Raw genomic sequence first — 17351 nt, forward strand, 5'->3', positions numbered from 1 at the left:
CGCGACTCCCTTCGCCCGGACGGGCCGTCCCTGGAAGTCGAGAGCTTAGCGGTTTTTTATTGATCGTTCAATCAACAAAAAATCGGGGTCTGACGGTGACGGTGTGTGCCGGGCAGGCGAGAGGGGGGCCCGACTGCGCGTTGTGCAGGTGCGGAAAAATAATCGAAAGATGATTAAAAAAGCTGGATTTTGTTTAAAACACTTTCTGAGGTGTGCGATCAATCCGGTTAATCGTTGCAGGTGTCGAAGCGATTACGGAATGAAAGAGTATTGAGCAGTGTGATACTCGGTGAAGTATGGAAGTCGGTCGGAGAAACGACGTCACGATTCATTCATGAAAATCCGTTTGAAATAAGCGAATGAAACGAATCAACGCATTGATTTTAAATGAATATATGAAGATTAAACGGGGATCGATCGTCGCTTGGCAAACGATTGCGGCCGCGCTCTGAAGAGTTCGGCTTACCATAAAAAATGCGGGAATAATTTGAATCGACCGTATTTCCGGGAAGAGTAGAGGCTATCGTTGGAATGACTTGAGTCAGTAATATTGTCCGTATTAGTATGGCGCCGCACTACGAGGAATGAATCGATGCCGCCGGTATTGCCGCGGTGCATTGGCCAACAGCGCGATTCGGATTGCGCGCGATAACCGGCGCAGTCATTGCGCACCTGCAGCATGCCGCGACGTCGAGACGCCGCATCCACCGGAGAACGACGATGCTGACCGAAAAACACGTGGTCCCGTTGCCGAATGGTCTGAAGGTCTACGTCGAACGGAACGTGTTCGACCCGGCGTTCGACACGGCAATGCTCGTCAACGGCGCGCTCGCGACGACCGCGTCGTTCGGGCAGACCGTCCAGTATCTCGGCGAGCGGATGAACACGATCTGCTTCGACCTGCCGTACGCGGGGCAGTCGCGCCAACACAACCCGGGTTGCTTCATCCTGACGAAGGACGACGAAGCCGCGATCCTGCAGCACCTGGTCGAGCGCTTCGCGCCGGCTTACCTCGTGTCGGTGTCGTGGGGCGGCGTCGCGTCTCTGTTCGCACTTGCACGCGGCTGCCCGAGCGTGCGGCGCGCGGCGATCTGCTCGTTCTCGCCGTTCCTGAACGATGCGATGGTCGACTACGTGACGCGCGCCCGCGACCACATCGCGGCCGGCGAGAACCTGAAGGCCGCGCAGCTGCTGAACGACACCGTCGGCCGCTACCTGCCGCGCATCATGAAGCTGTACAACTACCGGTACCTCACGCGCCTGCCGCGCGACGAGCAGGACCAGGTCGCGTTCCACGTCGACCAGATCCTGTCGCTGCAGCCGGAGCGCTATTTCAGCGAGTTCTCGAACATCGGCTGCGAGCTGCTGTTCCTGAACGGCGAGCGTGACGACTACACGACGCCCGCCGACGTGCGCCAGCTCGGTGCGCACGTGCCGCGCGCGCGGTTCGCGACGGTGCCGGATGCCGGCCACTTCCTCGACATCGAAGGCCGCGCGCAGCGCGAATACACGCGGTCGGCGCTGCTCGACTTTTTCTGCGGCGAGTCGTCGCTCGCCGCCGGCATCGCGCACGCCGCCTCGCAGGCGTGCATGCCCGCGCCGATGCACGCGTTGTCGTCGTGACGTCGCACGCCGTGCGCCCGGCGCATCGGGCACATCCGGCGCATCCGAATTCCCATCCCAACGAGGCAGGCCAGCCGTGAATATCGTTCAGACCATCGCCATCGTCGTTCCGTGGGCCGCGTGGCTCGCCTACTGGATTGCCACTTCGCAAGGCGTGAAGACGACCGTGCGCAAGGAGGCTTCGCGCTCGCGCACGCTGCAGTCGATTCCGCTGATCGTCGGCGGCGCGCTGATCATCCTGCCCGATCCGTCGTGGCAAGCGCTCGTGCCCGACTGGCAGCGCTTCGGCCTGCAAGCGCAGTGCGGGCTCGCGGTGCTGGCCGCCGGCCTGCTGTTCTCGGTATGGGCGCGGCTGCATCTGGGCACGAACTGGAGCGTGTCGGTCACGCTGAAGGAAGACCACGAACTCGTGCGCACGGGGCCGTACGCGCTCGTGCGCCACCCGATCTATACGGGCTGCCTGATCGCGCTCGTCGGCGCCGCGCTGATCGGCGGCGAATGGCGCGGCGCGATCGGCGTGCTGCTCGTGTTCGCGTCGCTCGCGTACAAGGTGCGCGTCGAGGAAAGCTGGCTGACCGGGTATTTCGGGCCGGCGTACGCGCAGTACCGCCGCGAGGTCGCGGCGCTGATTCCCGGCTTCTACTGAACCCCGCGAGGCGCGCAATGGCGAAGATGATCGTGACCGCGATCGGCTCGGCGGGCGACGTGCATCCGCTGCTCGGCGTCGCGCGCACGCTCGCGGCGCGCGGTCACGACGTCGTGTTCTGCACGCATGCGCCGTTCGAGGCGGCCGTGCGCCATTGCGGGTTCGAATTCGTGCCGATCGGCACCGCGGCCGACTACGAGGCCGCGATGGCGAACCCCGCGCTGTGGGATTCGCGCACGTCGTTCCGTACGCTGTGGCAGGTGATCGCGCCGACGCTGCGCCCGCATTACGACGCACTGCGCGCGCGGGCCGACGGCGATACGGTGCTGGTCGGCACGCTGTGGGCGTTCTCCGCGCGCTTCATGCAGGAGTTGCACGGCACGCCGTACGTGTCGGTGCAGGTGTCGCCGTCGACGCTGCTGTCCGCGCATGCGCCGCCGACCCACCCGCGCCTGACGATTCCCGCGCGTTGGCCGCTGCCCGTGAAGGCGGCGCTGATGACGCTGATCGAGCGTCAGGTGCTCGACCGCGCATGCGGCCCCGCGCTCAACGCGGTGCGCCGCGATCTCGGGCTCGCGCCGGCGCGGCGCGTGCTGGGCCGCTGGCTGCATTCGACTGACGGCGTGCTGTGCCTGTTTCCCGGCTGGTTCGCGCCGCCGCAGCCTGACTGGCCGTCGAATCATCTGCAAAGCGGTTTTCCTCTGTTCAACGATATTGCGACACCTGACGATGATGTGGCACTCGATGCGTTTCTCGCGGCCGGTGAGCCCCCGGTCGTGTTCACGGCCGGTTCGACACGCGTCGATCACGCGGCCTATGCGCGCGCGGTGGCGGACGCGCTGCGCGCGACCGGCGCGCGCGGGATCCTGCTGACGCCGCACGATGCGGCGCCGGACGGCGACCGTTTGCTCGTGCGCCGTTTCGTGCCGATGCGCACGCTGCTGCCGCGCTGTCGCGCGCTCGTGCATCACGGCGGGATCGGCACGGCGGCGCTCGCGTTCGAAGCCGGGATCGCGCAGGTGGTGACACCGTTCGCGCACGACCAGTTCGACAACGCGCAACGGGTCGCCGTGAGCGGCTGCGGCGTGCGGGTCGACGGCCCGATCGACGGTGCGCGCCTCGGCGCGGCGCTCGCGCGCGTGCTCGGCGAACCCGCGTTTGCGGCGCACGCGGCGCGTACACGCGCACGGCTGGCGGCCGAACGCGACGGCTGCGATGCCGCCGCCGATTTCATCGAACGGTTCGCGCCGGCGCGCGGGCGGGCAGCCGTGCGGCCCGAAGTCGCGGTGGCCGGCGCATGAGCACCGCGTCGCCGCTTCACGACGGGCCCGTCACGCCGTCCGCGTTCGACGTGCCGGCCCCCGCGCCGGCCGCGCAGCCGGTGCGCGGCATCCGGCTCGCGCTGCTGACGTTCGCGCTGTCGCTCGCGACCTTCATCGAGGTGCTCGACTCCACCGTGACGAACGTCGCGGTACCGGCGATCTCCGGCAGTCTCGGCGTATCGAACAGCCAGGGCACGTGGGTGATCAGCTCGTATTCGGTCGCGGCCGCGATCGCGGTGCCGCTGACGGGCTGGCTCGCGCGCCGCGTCGGCGAATTGCGGCTGTTCGTCGGCGCAGTGCTGCTGTTCACGCTGACGTCGCTGCTGTGCGGCCTCGCGCGCGACCTGCACGTGCTCGTGATCTGCCGCGCGCTGCAGGGGCTGTGTTCGGGGCCGATGGTGCCGCTGTCGCAGACCATCCTGCTGCGCACGTTCCCGCCGGACAAACGCACGATCGCGCTCGCGTTGTGGGCGATGACGGTGCTGCTCGCGCCGATCTTCGGGCCGGTGGTGGGCGGCTGGATCGTCGACAACTTCTCGTGGCCGTGGATCTTCCTGATCAACCTGCCGATCGGGCTGTTCTCGTTCGCGGTCTGCACCGCGATGCTGCGCCCCGACGCGCAACGCGGCACGGCCGGCCCGATCGACGTGCCGGGCATCGTGCTGCTCGTGATCGGCGTCGGCTCGCTGCAGGCGATGCTCGATCTCGGCCACGATCGCGGCTGGTTCGGTTCGCCGCTGATCGTCACGCTGGCGGTGGTCGCGGGGCTTGCAATCGTGTCGCTGCTGATCTGGGAGGCGGGCGAAGCGCATCCCGTCGTCGACCTGAGCCTGTTTCGCGATCGTACGTTCTCGTTCTGCGTGCTGATCATCTCGCTCGGGATGATGAGCTTCTCGGTGGTCGGCGTCGTGTTCCCGCTGTGGATGCAGGCCGTGATGGGCTACAACGCGTTTCACGCGGGGCTCGCCACGGCGTCGCTCGGCGTGCTCGCGCTGGTGTTCTCGATCCTCGTCGGGTTGCATGCGCATCGCTTCGACGCGCGCGTGCTCGCGACCTTCGGCTTCCTCGTGTTCGCGGCCGTGCTCGCGTGGGATGCGCATTTCACGCTGAAGATGACGTTTGCGCAGATCGCCGCGCCGGGGCTGATCCAGGGGATCGGGCTGCCGTGCTTCTTCATTCCGCTGACGGCCGCGACGCTGTCGCGCATTCCGGACGACCGGCTCGCCGCCGCGTCGAGCCTGTCGAACTTCCTGCGCACGCTGTCGGCCGCGTTCGGCACCGCGATGAGCGTGACGCTGTGGGACAACCGCGCGACCTATCACTACGACGTCGTGTCGCAATCCGTCACGCACGCGTCGGCGAACACGCAGCGTTTCGTGCACACGCTGAACGCGATGGGCGTGGACGGCGTGCGCGAGCTGACGACGCTGCACCAGGTCGTGATGCAGCAGGCGTACATGATGGCGACCAACGACATGTTCTGGATGGCGAGCATGACGTGTCTCGCACTCGCGGCAATGATGTGGCTGACGCGGCCGAAGCGTGGCGCGGCGGCGTCGTTCGGGCATTGAGGAGAGGAACATGACGACACTCGGCGCACTCGTGATCCTGTATCACCCGAGCGATGCGCAGCTCGACGCGCTCGGCGCCTGGCGGCACGCGTGCGACGCGCTGCTCGTCGTCGACAACACGCCGCAGCCCGATGCGCGAGCCCGCGAGCTGTGCGCGCGCGAGGGCATCGCGCTGCTGCATCACGGCAATCGGGGCGGCATTGCGGGCGCGTACAACGCAGGCCTCGCGGTGCTGTTTCGCGACCGCCTCGATGCCGTCGCGCTGTTCGACCAGGATTCGTCCGTGCCCGCCGCGTATTTCCCCGCGATGCGCGATGTCTGCGCGGGGCTCGCGGGGCGCGCGTTCCTGGCCGGCCCGCGCATTTTCGACGAGAACGCGCGCAGTTTCCTGCCGGAACTCTCGACCAACGGGATCGGGCTGCGTCGCCTGCGCATCGAGCCGGGTGCGCCGCTGCAGCGCTGCGCGTTCCTGATCTCGTCGGGCTGCGTCGTGTCGCGCGACGCCTTCGACGTGCTTGGCCGCTTCGACGAGACGCTGTTCATCGATCACGTCGACACCGAGTACAGCTTCCGCGCGCTCGCGCGCAACGTGCCGCTCTATGTCGTGCCGTCGCTGGTGCTGCCGCACCGGATCGGCGCGAAGCAGCGTCATGCGCTCGGCCCTTTCGAAATGACGTCGATGAATCACTCGTGGCAACGGCGCTACTACAGCGCACGCAATGCGGTGCAGCTCGGGATGCAGTACGGGCTGCGCTTTCCGGTGGCGATCGTGCCGAACCTGCTGACCGTGTGGCAGGTTGTGCAGATCGCGCTCGTCGAACGCGACAAGCGCGCGAAGCTTGCCGGCATCCTGTTCGGCATCGCGGACGGCCTGTTCGGCCGGCTCGGCCCGCTCGAACACACACGGCCACGTCTGGCCGCGCGTGCGCAGCGCGTTCAGCAGCGCATTCAGCAGGGATGAGGGGCGCGATGCGGCGTGTGAAACAAGCAGCGGGTCTGGCGCGCAGCGTGAAGGGCGGTGCGTTGATCGGTGTCGCGGCGATGTCGCTGGCGTTGGGCGGATGCGTGCCGACGGGCTTCCTGCCGTCACTGTCGTTGCGCGCGCCGGCCGACGATGCGCTCGTGCATACGGCCGGCCCCGGCGTGAACGGTGCGTGGCCCGCGCCCGACTGGGTGAAGCAGCTGCAGGATCCGCAGCTCGATGCGCTGGTCGCCGAGGCATCGCAGAACAACCCCGACCTGCAGGTCGCGCAGGCGCGGCTGCGGATCGCGCAGGCCCAGCTTCAGCAGTTCGATTCGTTGACGGGGCTGACGGGCACGGCCGGCGCAACGGTCAGCCGTTCGCGGATGCCGAAGCCGGGCGACGACGTCGCGAACGTGTCGGTCGGCGGCTATCGCGTGCCGGTCGAGATCTTTGGTGATCCGAACGTATCGCCGTCGTCGGTGTTCGTCGGGCTCAACTACCAGCTCGACCTGTGGGGCAAGAACCGCGCCGCGACGAAGAGCCTGATGTCGCTGCGTGAAGCGGCGCGGGTCGAGGCCGAGCAGGTGCGGCTCACGCTGGCGGTCGCGATCGTCACCGTGTACTGCCAGCTCGACCAGGCGTATGCGACGCAGGACCTGCTGCAGCAGAAACTGCAGGTCAGCCAGCGCGTGACGACCGTGGTGCGCGAGCGTACCGCGCGCGGGCTCGACAACGCGTACGACGCGAGCGATGCATCGATCAAGCGCAGCAAGCTGCTCGCGCAGATCGCGCTGAACGACGAGCAGATCAAGCTCGCGCAACTGCAGCTCGGCGTGCTGTCGGGTCGCGGCCCGGAGCGCGGGCTCGCGCTGCAGCGGCCGCGCGTCGGCGCATTTGCCGGCGGCGCGCTGCCCGCGCGGTTGCCGGCCGGTCTCCTCGGCCGCCGGCCCGACGTCGTCGCCGCACGGTTGCGCGTCGAAGCCGCGTTCGCGAATGCCGATTCGACGCGCGCGCAGTTCTATCCGGACGTGAACCTCGTCGCGCTCGGCGGCGTGTTTGCACTGACGCCCGCGTCGCTGTTCTCGCGCGACTCACTCGCCGGCTCCGTCGGCCCGGCGATCTCGCTGCCGATTTTCGATCGCGGCCGGCTGAAGGCGAAGCTCGGCGCGGATGTCGCACAGGCCGATGTGGCGATCGGGCTGTACAACAAGACCGTCGACGACGCGCTCGGCCAGGTCGCGCAGTTCGTCACGTCGCTGCAGACGTCGCAGACGCTCGTCGCGCAGCAACAGGACGCGGTCGCGGCCGCGCAGAAGATCGTGCAGATCGCGACCGACCGTCACCGGCGCGGCGTGCTGATGCAGAAGGACGTGGATGTCGCGGATCTCACGCTGATCGACGAGCGCGCGCAGATGATCGCGTTGCTCGGCCGGCAGCGCACGCTGCGTGTCGGGCTGATCGGCGCGTTGGGCGGCGGGTTCGATGCGGGCGCGACGGTCGCGCAGGCGCCGGCCGTGCATCGGCCGCGTAGCGGGGCGGCGAAGCGAGGCGCTTCGAGCGCCGCACCCTCGGCGCCCGCCGTGGCGGCTGCGGTCGTCACGACCACATCGACCATACCGCCCGCCGCCGCGACCGCGAGCCGATCGGCGGCGGGAGCCTCTACCGATGCGCGTGCGCAAAGCGCAGCCGTCCCGCAGGTCGTCGCCGCATCGAATGCGGGGGCCGCACGACGCGACGACATGGCACGCACGCCGGCCGTTGGCGCGACGCTTCGCGGCACCCCCGTTGCCGCGCGCACGGCGGCGGCGAACCCGGCGCCGGGCGCGTCGGTCATGCCGCCGATCCCCCTGTTCCAGCACGATCGTCTGATCGTTACGCAAAGCGACTGATGCACCACGACAACCTTCATACCGCCGCGCCGCCGGCCGCACTGAACGACCCGGCACTCGACGCGCGCCGCGCGACGCGCCGCAAGCGCTTCATCGTGTTTTTCGCGGTCGTGCTGGTGGCCGCGCTGGCCTGGATCGCATACTGGCTGCTGAGCGATCGCTATTACGAAGACACCGACGACGCGTACGTTGCCGGCAGCATCGTCCAGGTCGCCGCGCAGATCCCGGGATCGGTGACCGACGTCGTGGTCGCCGATACGCAGGCCGTGCGCGCCGGCCAGACGCTCGTGAAGCTCGACGACACCGAGGCGTCCGTCGCGTTCGCGCAGGCGAAGGCGCAGCTCGCGCAGGCCGTGCGGCAGTTCGCGAACGCGAAGATCTCGAACACGATGTACGTCGAGGCCGTGAACGCGCGGCGCGCCGACCTGTCGCTCGCACAGCGCGCGTTTGCCGCGCGCTCGGGCGCATCGGTGGAGATCGTCGCACCCGAGGAACTCGCGCGGGCACGGGCGGCGGTCGCCGGTGCGCAGGCGAATCTCGCGGCCGCGCAGGCGCAGCTCGACGCGGCGCGCGCGCTCGGCAGCAAGCTGCCCGTCGACGAAAGCCCGGCCGTCGTGCAGGCCGCCGCGCAGTTCAAGCTCGCGTACCGCAACCTGAAGCGCACCACGATCGTCGCCCCCGTCGACGGCACGATCGGGCAGCGTTCGGTACAGGTCGGCCAGCAGGTCGGGCCCGGCGTGCCGCTGATGTCGATCGTGCAGCTCAACCAGCTGTGGATCGAGGCGAATTTCAAGGAAGGGCAGATCCGCCACATGCGCATCGGGCAGCCGGTCGAGGTCGTGTCGGATCTCTACGGTTCGCGCGTGACCTATCGCGGCCGCGTGCAGGGCTTCTCGGCGGGCACGGGCAGCGCGTTCTCGATGCTGCCGTCGCAGAACGCGGCCGGCAACTGGATCAAGGTCGTGCAGCGCGTGCCGGTCGTGATCGCGCTCGAGCCGCGCGATCTCGCCGCGCATCCGCTGCGCGTCGGGCTGTCGATGCGTGCAACGGTCGACACGCACGACCGCAACGGCCACGCGCTAGACAGCGAGCCGCCGACGCCGGCCGTCAGCACGCGCGTGCACGACGGGGTAGCGAGTGAGGCGGAAAGCGCTGTCGCCGCGATCATTCGCGAGAATCAGGGCGGATAATAAGCGACCGAGCGGTGCGATCGACCGGCGCGCTCGACGCAATTGTCGGTGAGGATCGGAATCGCTAAGGATCTTTATGCCCCACTCCCAGCCTGCCAAGGCTCGCCGCGAGCTTCACGCGAGCAGTTCGCCATTTTGATGCGGCAACCACCCTCTGCCTTTGCGCATCGGCGAGTGCCACCTGTGCATTCAGCAATTCGGTGAATGTTCCGACGCCCTCCCTGTAGCGGCCTCGCGCGATATCGAGCGCTCGCTCTGCGTCGTCGAGCAAGTCCCGCGAGTTGACGAGATTGGCTGCGCTGGTCTGCACGCTGTGATAGCTCTGCCACACGTCAAGCGACACTTCGAGCTCGACGTCGCGTAGTGCCGCTTCCCGAGCATCGGCCTGCGCTTGTGCTTGCGCGGTGCGATAGCCAGATGCAAAGCCTTCAAACAGTGGAATCGTTAGCTGCACTCCAATCATGCTGCTACGGCTGCGTGTTACAGGGATCGACTGCGGTTGCTGTTGATATGACCAGTTGTTTTGTGTCAGGCTCGCGACCAACGAGATGGTGGGGCGGCTCAGCGCTCGGGTCGCGTCGATATTTGCACGGGCGGCATCAAGCATCGCAATGGCGGCGCCGAGCTTGGGTTGGAACTGCTTTGCTTCGTTGATCAATTGATCGATGCCGGTAGCGATCTCGGCATGCATATCCGGATCGCGCTCCAGCGACGCGATTTGTATTGCGGTATTCGCGTCCAGTCCCATCGCGACGGCGAGTCGCCCCGCTGCCATATGCACGTCACCTTCCGCGCTGACGCGATCGAGCATCGCACGACGATAGCTCGTTCGTGCCTGTAGTTCGTCAGCCAGGGTGCCAGCGCCAGCCGTGTGCTTCGAACTCGCTTCCGATAGGACTTCGCCCGCGACTGACTCGCTGCGCTGTGCGGCAGCGAGTGACGCCTGCATGTCGTGCAACGAATAGAATGCCTGTGCCGTGTTGAGGAGCACGGTTTGCAGGATGTTGTTTTGCGTTGCATTGGCTGCGGTCAGCAACGCGCGCACTTGCCGATGTGTCGCGCTACGCTTGCCGAAATCGAACAGTACCCAACTCAGATTCAACATTCCATACTTGCCAGTCGTGCTCTGTGACCGGTTGATCGTGTCCGAGCCGATCGCACTGTAGTCGTGGGTGGTGGATAAAATGTCGCGCTCGATACCCGCCGTCGCATTCAGAGTGGGCAGGTAGGCGGCGTCGACTACGCCGAGCGCGGCTGCACGATCCCTGACTTCGCTCCACGCATGGTGCACACGCGGGTTTGCACAGATCGCCTGGATTATTGCGTCCTCGAGTTCGAGTGGGCGCTCGGTTGGCAGGGCGCGGCACGATATACCGTGAAGGAACGGCGACGCGGGCGTTTTCGACACTTCACCGAGTGTCCCGAACACATCGAGTACTTGAGCGTCGGCGCGAAGATGACCAACAAGCGCTGCGACCGATGCTGCGAACAGTAGGCCGTATTTCATCCGCGTACCTGTTCCGCGAAGTCAGGCGAATGGGCGATCGGATCTGAAAAAACGGTTGCTGGACGATCGAGCACGATTCGTCCGTTCTTCAACATCACGACACGCTCGGCCGACGCAATCGTCTCAGGCCGATGTGCGACGATAATTCGGGTCATCCGCAGGGCGTCCACTGCCGAGTTGACCTGCCGCTCGCGCTCCAGGTCGAGATGGCTCGTGGCCTCGTCGAGCACGAGGATCTTCGGCCGCTTGTAGAGCGCGCGCGCGAGCAGCACCCGTTGTTTTTGCCCGCCCGACAGAACGGTGCCCATGTCGCCGACCAATGTGTCATAGCCCATCGGCATAGCGATAATGTCCTGATGTACGGCAGCGAGCTGTGCACACTCTGCGATCCACTGTGCGTTTGAGTACGGATCGAAGAAGCTGATGTTATCGGCGATCGAGCCGGCGAAAAGTACGTCATCCTGCAATACGGTACCAACCAGTGCACGTAGCCGGTCAATACCGATCCTGTCGACGTCAATGCCGCCGATCCATACCTTTCCGGTCGTCGGTTTGAGCACCCCGAGCAGCACATTGACGAGCGTCGTCTTGCCGCAGCCGGATGCACCGACGAGCGCGACCGATTGTCCCGCTGCGATCGCGAGCGACACGCCGTCGAGCACGGCCGGTTCGCCATCGGCATAACGGAAGCCGATCGCGTCGAATTCGATGCTGGCCGGCAATGTGTCGGTTTCGCCCGGCACGTGACGCGGAATTACATCGGGTTCCCGCTGCTCGAACACAATGTCCGCCAGCCGCTCGCCCTGCAATTGAAGCATCCTGACTTCGACGTATTTGTCGATCAGGCTTGCGACGCGACTATCGAACTGGCCCTTGTATGCGTTGAACGCCATCAGCACACCGACTGTAAACTGACCGTCCATTACCATCCGGGCTCCGAGCCAGATGATAAGAATGCCCTCAATGCCGAACAAGAGCCCGTTGAGTTGTTGGTATAACAATTGCAGCTTCTGTATATGGAGACCGGCGTTGACTTGTTCGACGAGTAGTGACAGCCAGCTTGCACGGCGCTCGTTCTGTCGGTTGAACAACTTGATTGTCTTTACGCCGCGTACGGTCTCGAGAAAATGACTTTCCTGTTTGGCGGCCCGCACAATCTGCTCTTCAGTCGCGTGACGCAGCGGGCGATACGAGAGCCAGCGCAGTAGCGCGTACAAGGCCATCGTGGCAAGCGCGACGAGGCTGAGCGTCGGGCTGTAGACGAACATCATCGCGAGCGTGACGATTGTCATCAAGCCGTCGATCACCGCGCTCAGGAACGATGTGGTGAGAGTCTGCTGAATCGTGTCGATCGAGCCGAATCTGGACATGACGTCGCCGAGATGGCGCCGTTCGAAGTAACGTACAGGCAGGCTTAGCAGATGTGTGAACATGTTTGCGCGCCACTGTACGTTGAGTGTCGTGCCGAAATACATCAGTATCCACGCGCGCATTGCACTCGTCACCTGCTGCATCAACACCAACATGCCGAACCCGAGCGCGAGGACGGTGAGCAGGTCCCGGTCTGAGCTGACAATTACCTCGTCGATGACCCACTGCAGGAAGAACGGGTGCAACAGTGCGAATACTTCGAGTGCGAGCGCGAGTATCAGTATCTGACCAAGCGAGCGCGAGATACCCGTCACAGGCCCAAGTAGCGTGCGCAGCTTGATCGCGGGCGCTGCTTTACGCGGCTCGAAACAACTTGTCGGCCACAGCTCCAGCGCGACGCCGGTGAACGAACGCGACACTACGTCGAGCGGAAGCTTTCGGATGCCTTGTGCGGGATCGTGGATCACCGCGGTCCGGCCATTCACTCCTTTCAACACGACGAAATGGTTGAAGTCCCAGTGCAGAATGCAGGGCACGCCCAATTGGTCGAGCTGGTCGAGATCGAGTTTTAGTGCACGGGTGCCGAGATCAAGTTGATGCGCGATGTTTACCACGCCGGAGAGATCGGTTCCTTTGAGCGATATTGGAAAGCGACTGCGCAGTGTCGCGACATCTACGTGATGGCCGTGGTATCCGGCGATCATCGCGAGGCACGCGAGCCCGCATTCGGTCGCTTCGGTTTGCAGCAGCATCGGCAATTTGCGGCCGATATCAAGCGAGAGACGGTCGAGAATGGACATGGGTAGACAGCGGAATCAGAGTTTGCCGGTGACGCTATAGAGCGGCTCGAGAACCCATTCGTACAAACGTCGGCGCTCCTGCAAAATGTCAGCTTGAAGCGCCATACCGGCTTGTAGCGGTTGCGGCTTGCCGTATACGGCTACGGTCTGCACGTCGAGGGCGGCAGTTACGCGGTAAAACGCGCCGCCGCCGCGACCGTCGATAGCCTGTATGCCGCTTGTCGACAGTTCCCCAACTGATAGTGCGGTGCGTGCGATTGACGACACGCGCGCGCGGTACTGACCGAATTTCTGATACGGATAGGCCCGATAGCGAATCCGTACCGGGTCGCCAACATGTACGAAGCCGATGGCTGCGCTTGGCACGAACAGGTGGACTTGCCAATGGGCGCCGTCCGGTACGATGCTTGCAACCGGACTTGCGGTATCGATTGTTTGGCCGGCTTCTGCAATCACGGCGGTCGCGATGCCGGTTTCTGGCGCGGTAACAAAAAATTCACGTCGAGCCTCGCTCTCGATCATCGACTGCCTGACGTCGATCACACTGCGGTTGATCTGCGAGATTTGATTCTGTTGTTTGAATGCGAGACCAGCGAGATCGTTGGCGGTTTCCTTGAGCGCTTGAATCACGTTAGTACGTTCACGCTGCAAGCCGAGAAGTTTCGACTGCTGGTCGAGCATGTCGGCCTGTCGCTGTTGCAATTGATCAGTCGAGATATAGTCCTGGGCCAGCAAACGACGATAGCGGGCCACGCCGTCGGCCGCAATCGACGCGCGTTCACGCTGGGTCGCGAGCTGCGCGTCGAGACGTGCGACTTCCGCACGCAGGCTGGAGATCTTCGCTTGCAAGGTATCGCGCTCGTCCTGCTGGAGCGAGCGGATCTTGTCGATTTCCTCCTGCAGTAAATTGTGGCGTTGGTGCGCTTGTTCGACGAGTGCCGCCTGCGTATGGCCTGCGGCAGCGCTCTGTAGATCCGCAGAGACGGTATAGAGAACCGTCCCGCGCGTCATATGCTGGCCCTCGGCCACAGCCTTGCGGAGTACGAGGCCCGGACGTTGTGCATACACCTTGACGAGGCCTGTACTGGGTACGATTACGCCTTCGACCGTTGTGCGACGGGTGTAGCTGCCAAACGTAAACAGTAGTGCCACACCGATTGCCATGAAAGCCATAGTGAGCGCGAGTACGGTAAACGAAACGGGACGCACAAGGACGATTTTCCCGAGTGTCGATCCGCGCTGTGCCGCGAGAGCCTCTGGCCGAAACGGTGACCGCTTCATATCGCTTGCCACGTCGGTTAACACACTACTTTGACCGTGACGGGTTAAACGCCGCCGCGAAAGTGTTTTCCACTCGTGCGGTCAGGAACCATTCCATACCACGCTCAATGATTCCCTGAAGATTTTTGGGCTCGCCTTGGTCGCCCGGGCACGCCAAAAAATGGTCGCCGCACGAAATGTATTCAGTGACAAAAGGACGATCATGTGCCACGAGGTGGGCAATTCCGGCCTCATAGTCAATTGCAGATGCGCTTTGGTCGCGCCCGCCTTGAACCAGGTAAAGTTGCGCCTTGGATTCGAGTACATCTTCTGCGGGCGATGCCTTACCGATCGTTTGCCAATAGGTTTCGTCGTATCCTGCAATGGTCCTGTCCGATTCCTTCTCTAGACGTCGATGGACATGCTCCCAACCCGTCAACGTGGACTGTAAACGATCAAGGTGACCACTTGATCCGGTTTCCGGCACGAAACTCCAATTTCCCCAGCCAGTTAGTGCGGCATGAATCGTCGCCAATGTTTGTCCAATTCCAAATCCGGAAAACAACAAAAGATGGGAAACTTCATCCGTTGATTTTGCCAGGCGTGATGCGATGGATACTCCCTCGGAGCCGGCGACTATCATGAACGGTTGGTGATTAATCCAGCCGCGATTCCGAATATCATCAATTACGGTTTTCAGTGAATCCAGACGGGATTGCATATTGGACATTTTCTTGAATGTCGATGAGCACGCAGAGTCCGTTTCGGGAGAAAAGCGCTCCTCGATTCCCGGATTCTCAACGACAACCAATCGGGATTTTTCTCTGAACTGCAGGGCAAATGCCTCTGGCCCCATGGAGTGCCCCTCATCGGGTATTGCGGAAAAGGCGCCTTTGCATCCGCTGCCCGGTAGAAAAATGACTAACGGCTTTTCCTGTTGCGATATGTCGGACGAGTAATAGCGAATCTTGTTTTTGTTGGGTGTTATTATTTCGCGCCCGGTGAATGGGAATGCAGAAGGTCCATTTGTCGGAATCGTAAAATTGATTATTGAATTGGTCGAGGTTTGGTGATTTTTGTTCTCAATATATTCGGCATGAGAGAATATTGGTAATGCGAGCAGGATCGCTAAAAGTGTCTTTATTACTATACCGCCAAGATGATTGGGTATCATGTCGTCACCATATGCTTGAGGTTAGCGGGATGAGAGCGAAATAGTGATATTGGGACCCGTTGGGATCCGATAGTGAGTGAATCCGGGAGGTTTGGTAGTACGTTTTAAATTTGATGCCCAGTCATGTTTTTCTCGATTGTCTCCCATGGCACGCCGTGCGAGAGCGCGAACTTCCCCAGCCCAATGATGACGGCCTGGTGGTTTTTGCAAAACAAACTTGCATTGCGAAATTTATTGATGAAACTGTATCTATGGAGAACGGATTCTCCAAGGCCGGCTCCGCTTTGACAGATTCCCTTGGCCCCGCACTGCGAGCAAAATGACGGTACTTCATCGCAGGCTCGATGAAAATCTGCCACTTTGGGATGGTTGATGAAATCTGCCAGTGTGCTATTGGAAACACTCAATCCAAGCTTGAAAAGCGACGGCAGGGTATTGCGAAAATCATCGTCGATCGCGATCTCGCCGTTTGCTCTGACCGTCATGGCAACAAATCGGTACGGGAGCGATTTCGACGAATCAGGGGCGCAAATGCGCTTGAGTGGATCGGTAAACTGCCTTACGTAGATATTTCGGCTGCTGTCGTTTATCCATTCATTCAGTGCGCCCATCAAAAATTGACCGGTTCCGTCTGTCAGTCTGGTGTCGGCTGCATCCCGGGTTTGATTCGATTTCAGGAAATGGATTCTTTCAACCCCCAGGTCGTCGACAAAGTGCCGATATATCTTGCGTCCGTCAAAATCTGGATTTACCACGCAAATGACTCCGGCAAATATTCCCTCATGTGTTTTGTTTTTTTCTATCAACATTGCGATTGATTTGGCAACCGCGGAGTGAGTGCCATTTCCATTTTTGTCGACTCGGTGAAGATCGTTCTCCTGCGGAGGGCCGTCTAAACTGACGCCTACGGAGACATTGTATTTGACGAAGATAGAAATCCATTCTTCATCTAGCAATGTTGCATTTGTTTGAATGCTGATCCTTAGATCGGCTGGATCTGAAATGCTGTTTCTGAATATTTCCAGTATGTCGCACATTCGCGACTTTTTCATCAAAAGTGGTTCGCCGCCATGTAGATCGATTTGTATTTCGTCGACCGAGTACGCGCGGACTGCATCACGTAAATAAGTCGCAACGGATTTTGCTGTGTTGATGTCTAGGTAAGCGGGTTGGCTTGTATAGTCATGATTGTTGCCGTTAAAGTAGTAGCAATAAGTGCAATCGATGTTGCATCGTTCCGTAATTTTTAGTATTACTTCGAGCCTGTTTATTTTTTTCGGTTCTTTCATCTCTTTGCTGATTTTTAAAAGCGCGAACTTCGCTATGATTTGATATTCAAAGGGTGCGTCGCTGCATGGTGCAAACTTTCGTATCGGCAATGATGTGAGGTGGATGTTTATCGACGGTGAAATAAATAACATCGCTATCGTCGAATATATCAGTGCCATGTGGTGCAGCCACGATTGATGGCGATACGCCTTGATGGCGTATCGCTCAAGACATTACCCTAATGAGATAACGGAATATCGATCATCGCCACGATTTCGACCAAGTGGCGTTGACAAACCAGCCGCGGGAGTTGGGTTGCGATGCGGCGCCACCCCCAACCAGTGCAAGCAATTCGGAATCAAGCTCGGCAGGAGCTACGCGCTCTACTTGCTGAGCGCCAGCCATCATTTCTTGTTTGAAAGCATGCAGATCCATTGGATTTCCTTATATCTATGCAAAAAATACATATGACTTCAGGCGGAATTAATCCACTGCTTAGGTCAAGAACGAGGATTTTCACCGCCCGACTTGGTTACCGTCTGATAAAGCGACATGCAATTTTGATCGCAGTGCCACTTATCAGACGGTTTCTTACATTATCATTTCAATATTATTGAGGTCAAGAAGTATTGGGTAAAAAATCACGGAAATATATGAGATAAAATAATCTCTAAATTAGATTGGCGGCGTGGGCTGGTGTGGCTTCTGATTGGATGTCAGTCGGCTTGATCGTGCTGTGTGTGGAGTGGAATCTTATTCAAGGTA

General features: G+C 61.8%; 13 protein-coding genes. 7 read left to right on the forward strand and 6 right to left on the reverse strand.

Annotation, left to right across the window (positions count from 1 at the left end):
- Nucleotides 1-720 precede the first annotated feature (720 nt).
- The 7 genes from ACPTTF_RS19880 to ACPTTF_RS19910 all read left to right on the forward strand — a co-directional run bounded on the left by ACPTTF_RS19880 (nt 721) and on the right by ACPTTF_RS19910 (nt 9205).
- The gene (locus ACPTTF_RS19880) at nt 721-1623 is read left to right on the forward strand and encodes an alpha/beta fold hydrolase (protein WP_166965285.1); all 903 of its coding nucleotides are present in this window, start codon (nt 721-723) and stop codon (nt 1621-1623) included.
- A gap of 76 nt (nt 1624-1699) precedes the next feature.
- Nucleotides 1700-2269: a methyltransferase gene (locus ACPTTF_RS19885; protein ID WP_166965283.1), complete on the forward strand. Its 570-nt coding sequence runs from the start codon at nt 1700-1702 to the stop codon at nt 2267-2269.
- 17 nt (nt 2270-2286) lie between these two features.
- Complete coding sequence (locus ACPTTF_RS19890) at nt 2287-3570, forward strand: glycosyltransferase (protein WP_423367872.1); 1284 nt, start codon at nt 2287-2289, stop codon at nt 3568-3570.
- Complete coding sequence (locus tag ACPTTF_RS19895; RefSeq protein WP_423367873.1) at nt 3567-5162, forward strand: DHA2 family efflux MFS transporter permease subunit; 1596 nt, start codon at nt 3567-3569, stop codon at nt 5160-5162. The genes ACPTTF_RS19890 and ACPTTF_RS19895 overlap by 4 nt, the downstream gene beginning before the upstream one ends.
- Nucleotides 5163-5172: 10 nt before the next feature.
- Nucleotides 5173-6123 (forward strand): glycosyltransferase family 2 protein, encoded by a 951-nt coding sequence (locus ACPTTF_RS19900; protein ID WP_423367874.1) that lies wholly within the window; start codon nt 5173-5175, stop codon nt 6121-6123.
- Nucleotides 6124-6131: 8 nt separating this feature from the next.
- Entirely contained in the window at nt 6132-8015 is a 1884-nt protein-coding gene (locus ACPTTF_RS19905) for an efflux transporter outer membrane subunit (RefSeq protein ID WP_423367875.1), read from the forward strand.
- Nucleotides 8015-9205, forward strand: coding sequence for an efflux RND transporter periplasmic adaptor subunit (locus tag ACPTTF_RS19910; protein WP_423367876.1), 1191 nt, complete (start codon nt 8015-8017; stop codon nt 9203-9205). The genes ACPTTF_RS19905 and ACPTTF_RS19910 overlap by 1 nt, the downstream gene beginning before the upstream one ends.
- A 64-nt stretch (nt 9206-9269) precedes the next feature.
- On the opposite strand, the gene ACPTTF_RS19915 is transcribed toward ACPTTF_RS19910, so the two are convergent.
- From ACPTTF_RS19915 to ACPTTF_RS19940, 6 genes are all read right to left on the reverse strand, one after another.
- Nucleotides 9270-10712 carry a TolC family protein gene (locus ACPTTF_RS19915; protein ID WP_423367877.1) on the reverse strand — a complete coding sequence of 481 codons (1443 nt, stop codon included), beginning with the start codon at nt 10710-10712 and terminating at the stop codon, nt 9270-9272.
- Nucleotides 10709-12883 (reverse strand): peptidase domain-containing ABC transporter, encoded by a 2175-nt coding sequence (locus tag ACPTTF_RS19920; RefSeq protein WP_423367878.1) that lies wholly within the window; start codon nt 12881-12883, stop codon nt 10709-10711. The genes ACPTTF_RS19915 and ACPTTF_RS19920 overlap by 4 nt, the downstream gene beginning before the upstream one ends.
- Nucleotides 12884-12898: 15 nt before the next feature.
- Nucleotides 12899-14164, reverse strand: a complete 1266-nt coding sequence (locus ACPTTF_RS19925) for an HlyD family secretion protein (protein WP_423367879.1) — start codon at nt 14162-14164, stop codon at nt 12899-12901.
- A 25-nt stretch (nt 14165-14189) separates the two neighbouring features.
- Complete coding sequence (locus ACPTTF_RS19930; protein WP_423367880.1) at nt 14190-15317, reverse strand: hypothetical protein; 1128 nt, start codon at nt 15315-15317, stop codon at nt 14190-14192.
- Between the two features lie 104 nt (nt 15318-15421).
- On the reverse strand, nt 15422-16765 hold the full coding sequence (locus tag ACPTTF_RS19935) for a radical SAM protein (RefSeq protein ID WP_423367881.1): 1344 nt from the start codon (nt 16763-16765) through the stop codon (nt 15422-15424).
- An 82-nt stretch (nt 16766-16847) separates the two neighbouring features.
- Nucleotides 16848-17021 carry a hypothetical protein gene (locus ACPTTF_RS19940; RefSeq protein ID WP_423367882.1) on the reverse strand — a complete coding sequence of 58 codons (174 nt, stop codon included), beginning with the start codon at nt 17019-17021 and terminating at the stop codon, nt 16848-16850.
- Between the last annotated feature and the right edge of the window lie 330 nt (nt 17022-17351).

The organism is Burkholderia crassaminum (assembly GCF_964265005.1).
Taxonomy (GTDB): Bacteria; Pseudomonadota; Gammaproteobacteria; order Burkholderiales; family Burkholderiaceae; genus Burkholderia.

Coding starts and splice junctions, on each gene's coding strand:
- ACPTTF_RS19880 (WP_166965285.1), top strand. CDS start 721: ATGCTGACCGAAAAACACGTGGTCCCGTTGCCGAATGGTCTGAAGGTC.
- ACPTTF_RS19890 (WP_423367872.1), top strand. CDS start 2,287: ATGGCGAAGATGATCGTGACCGCGATCGGCTCGGCGGGCGACGTGCAT.
- ACPTTF_RS19895 (WP_423367873.1), top strand. CDS start 3,567: ATGAGCACCGCGTCGCCGCTTCACGACGGGCCCGTCACGCCGTCCGCG.
- ACPTTF_RS19900 (WP_423367874.1), top strand. CDS start 5,173: ATGACGACACTCGGCGCACTCGTGATCCTGTATCACCCGAGCGATGCG.
- ACPTTF_RS19905 (WP_423367875.1), top strand. CDS start 6,132: ATGCGGCGTGTGAAACAAGCAGCGGGTCTGGCGCGCAGCGTGAAGGGC.
- ACPTTF_RS19910 (WP_423367876.1), top strand. CDS start 8,015: ATGCACCACGACAACCTTCATACCGCCGCGCCGCCGGCCGCACTGAAC.
- ACPTTF_RS19915 (WP_423367877.1), bottom strand. CDS start 10,712: ATGAAATACGGCCTACTGTTCGCAGCATCGGTCGCAGCGCTTGTTGGT.
- ACPTTF_RS19920 (WP_423367878.1), bottom strand. CDS start 12,883: ATGTCCATTCTCGACCGTCTCTCGCTTGATATCGGCCGCAAATTGCCG.
- ACPTTF_RS19925 (WP_423367879.1), bottom strand. CDS start 14,164: ATGAAGCGGTCACCGTTTCGGCCAGAGGCTCTCGCGGCACAGCGCGGA.
- ACPTTF_RS19930 (WP_423367880.1), bottom strand. CDS start 15,317: ATGATACCCAATCATCTTGGCGGTATAGTAATAAAGACACTTTTAGCG.
- ACPTTF_RS19935 (WP_423367881.1), bottom strand. CDS start 16,765: ATGGCACTGATATATTCGACGATAGCGATGTTATTTATTTCACCGTCG.
- ACPTTF_RS19940 (WP_423367882.1), bottom strand. CDS start 17,021: ATGGATCTGCATGCTTTCAAACAAGAAATGATGGCTGGCGCTCAGCAA.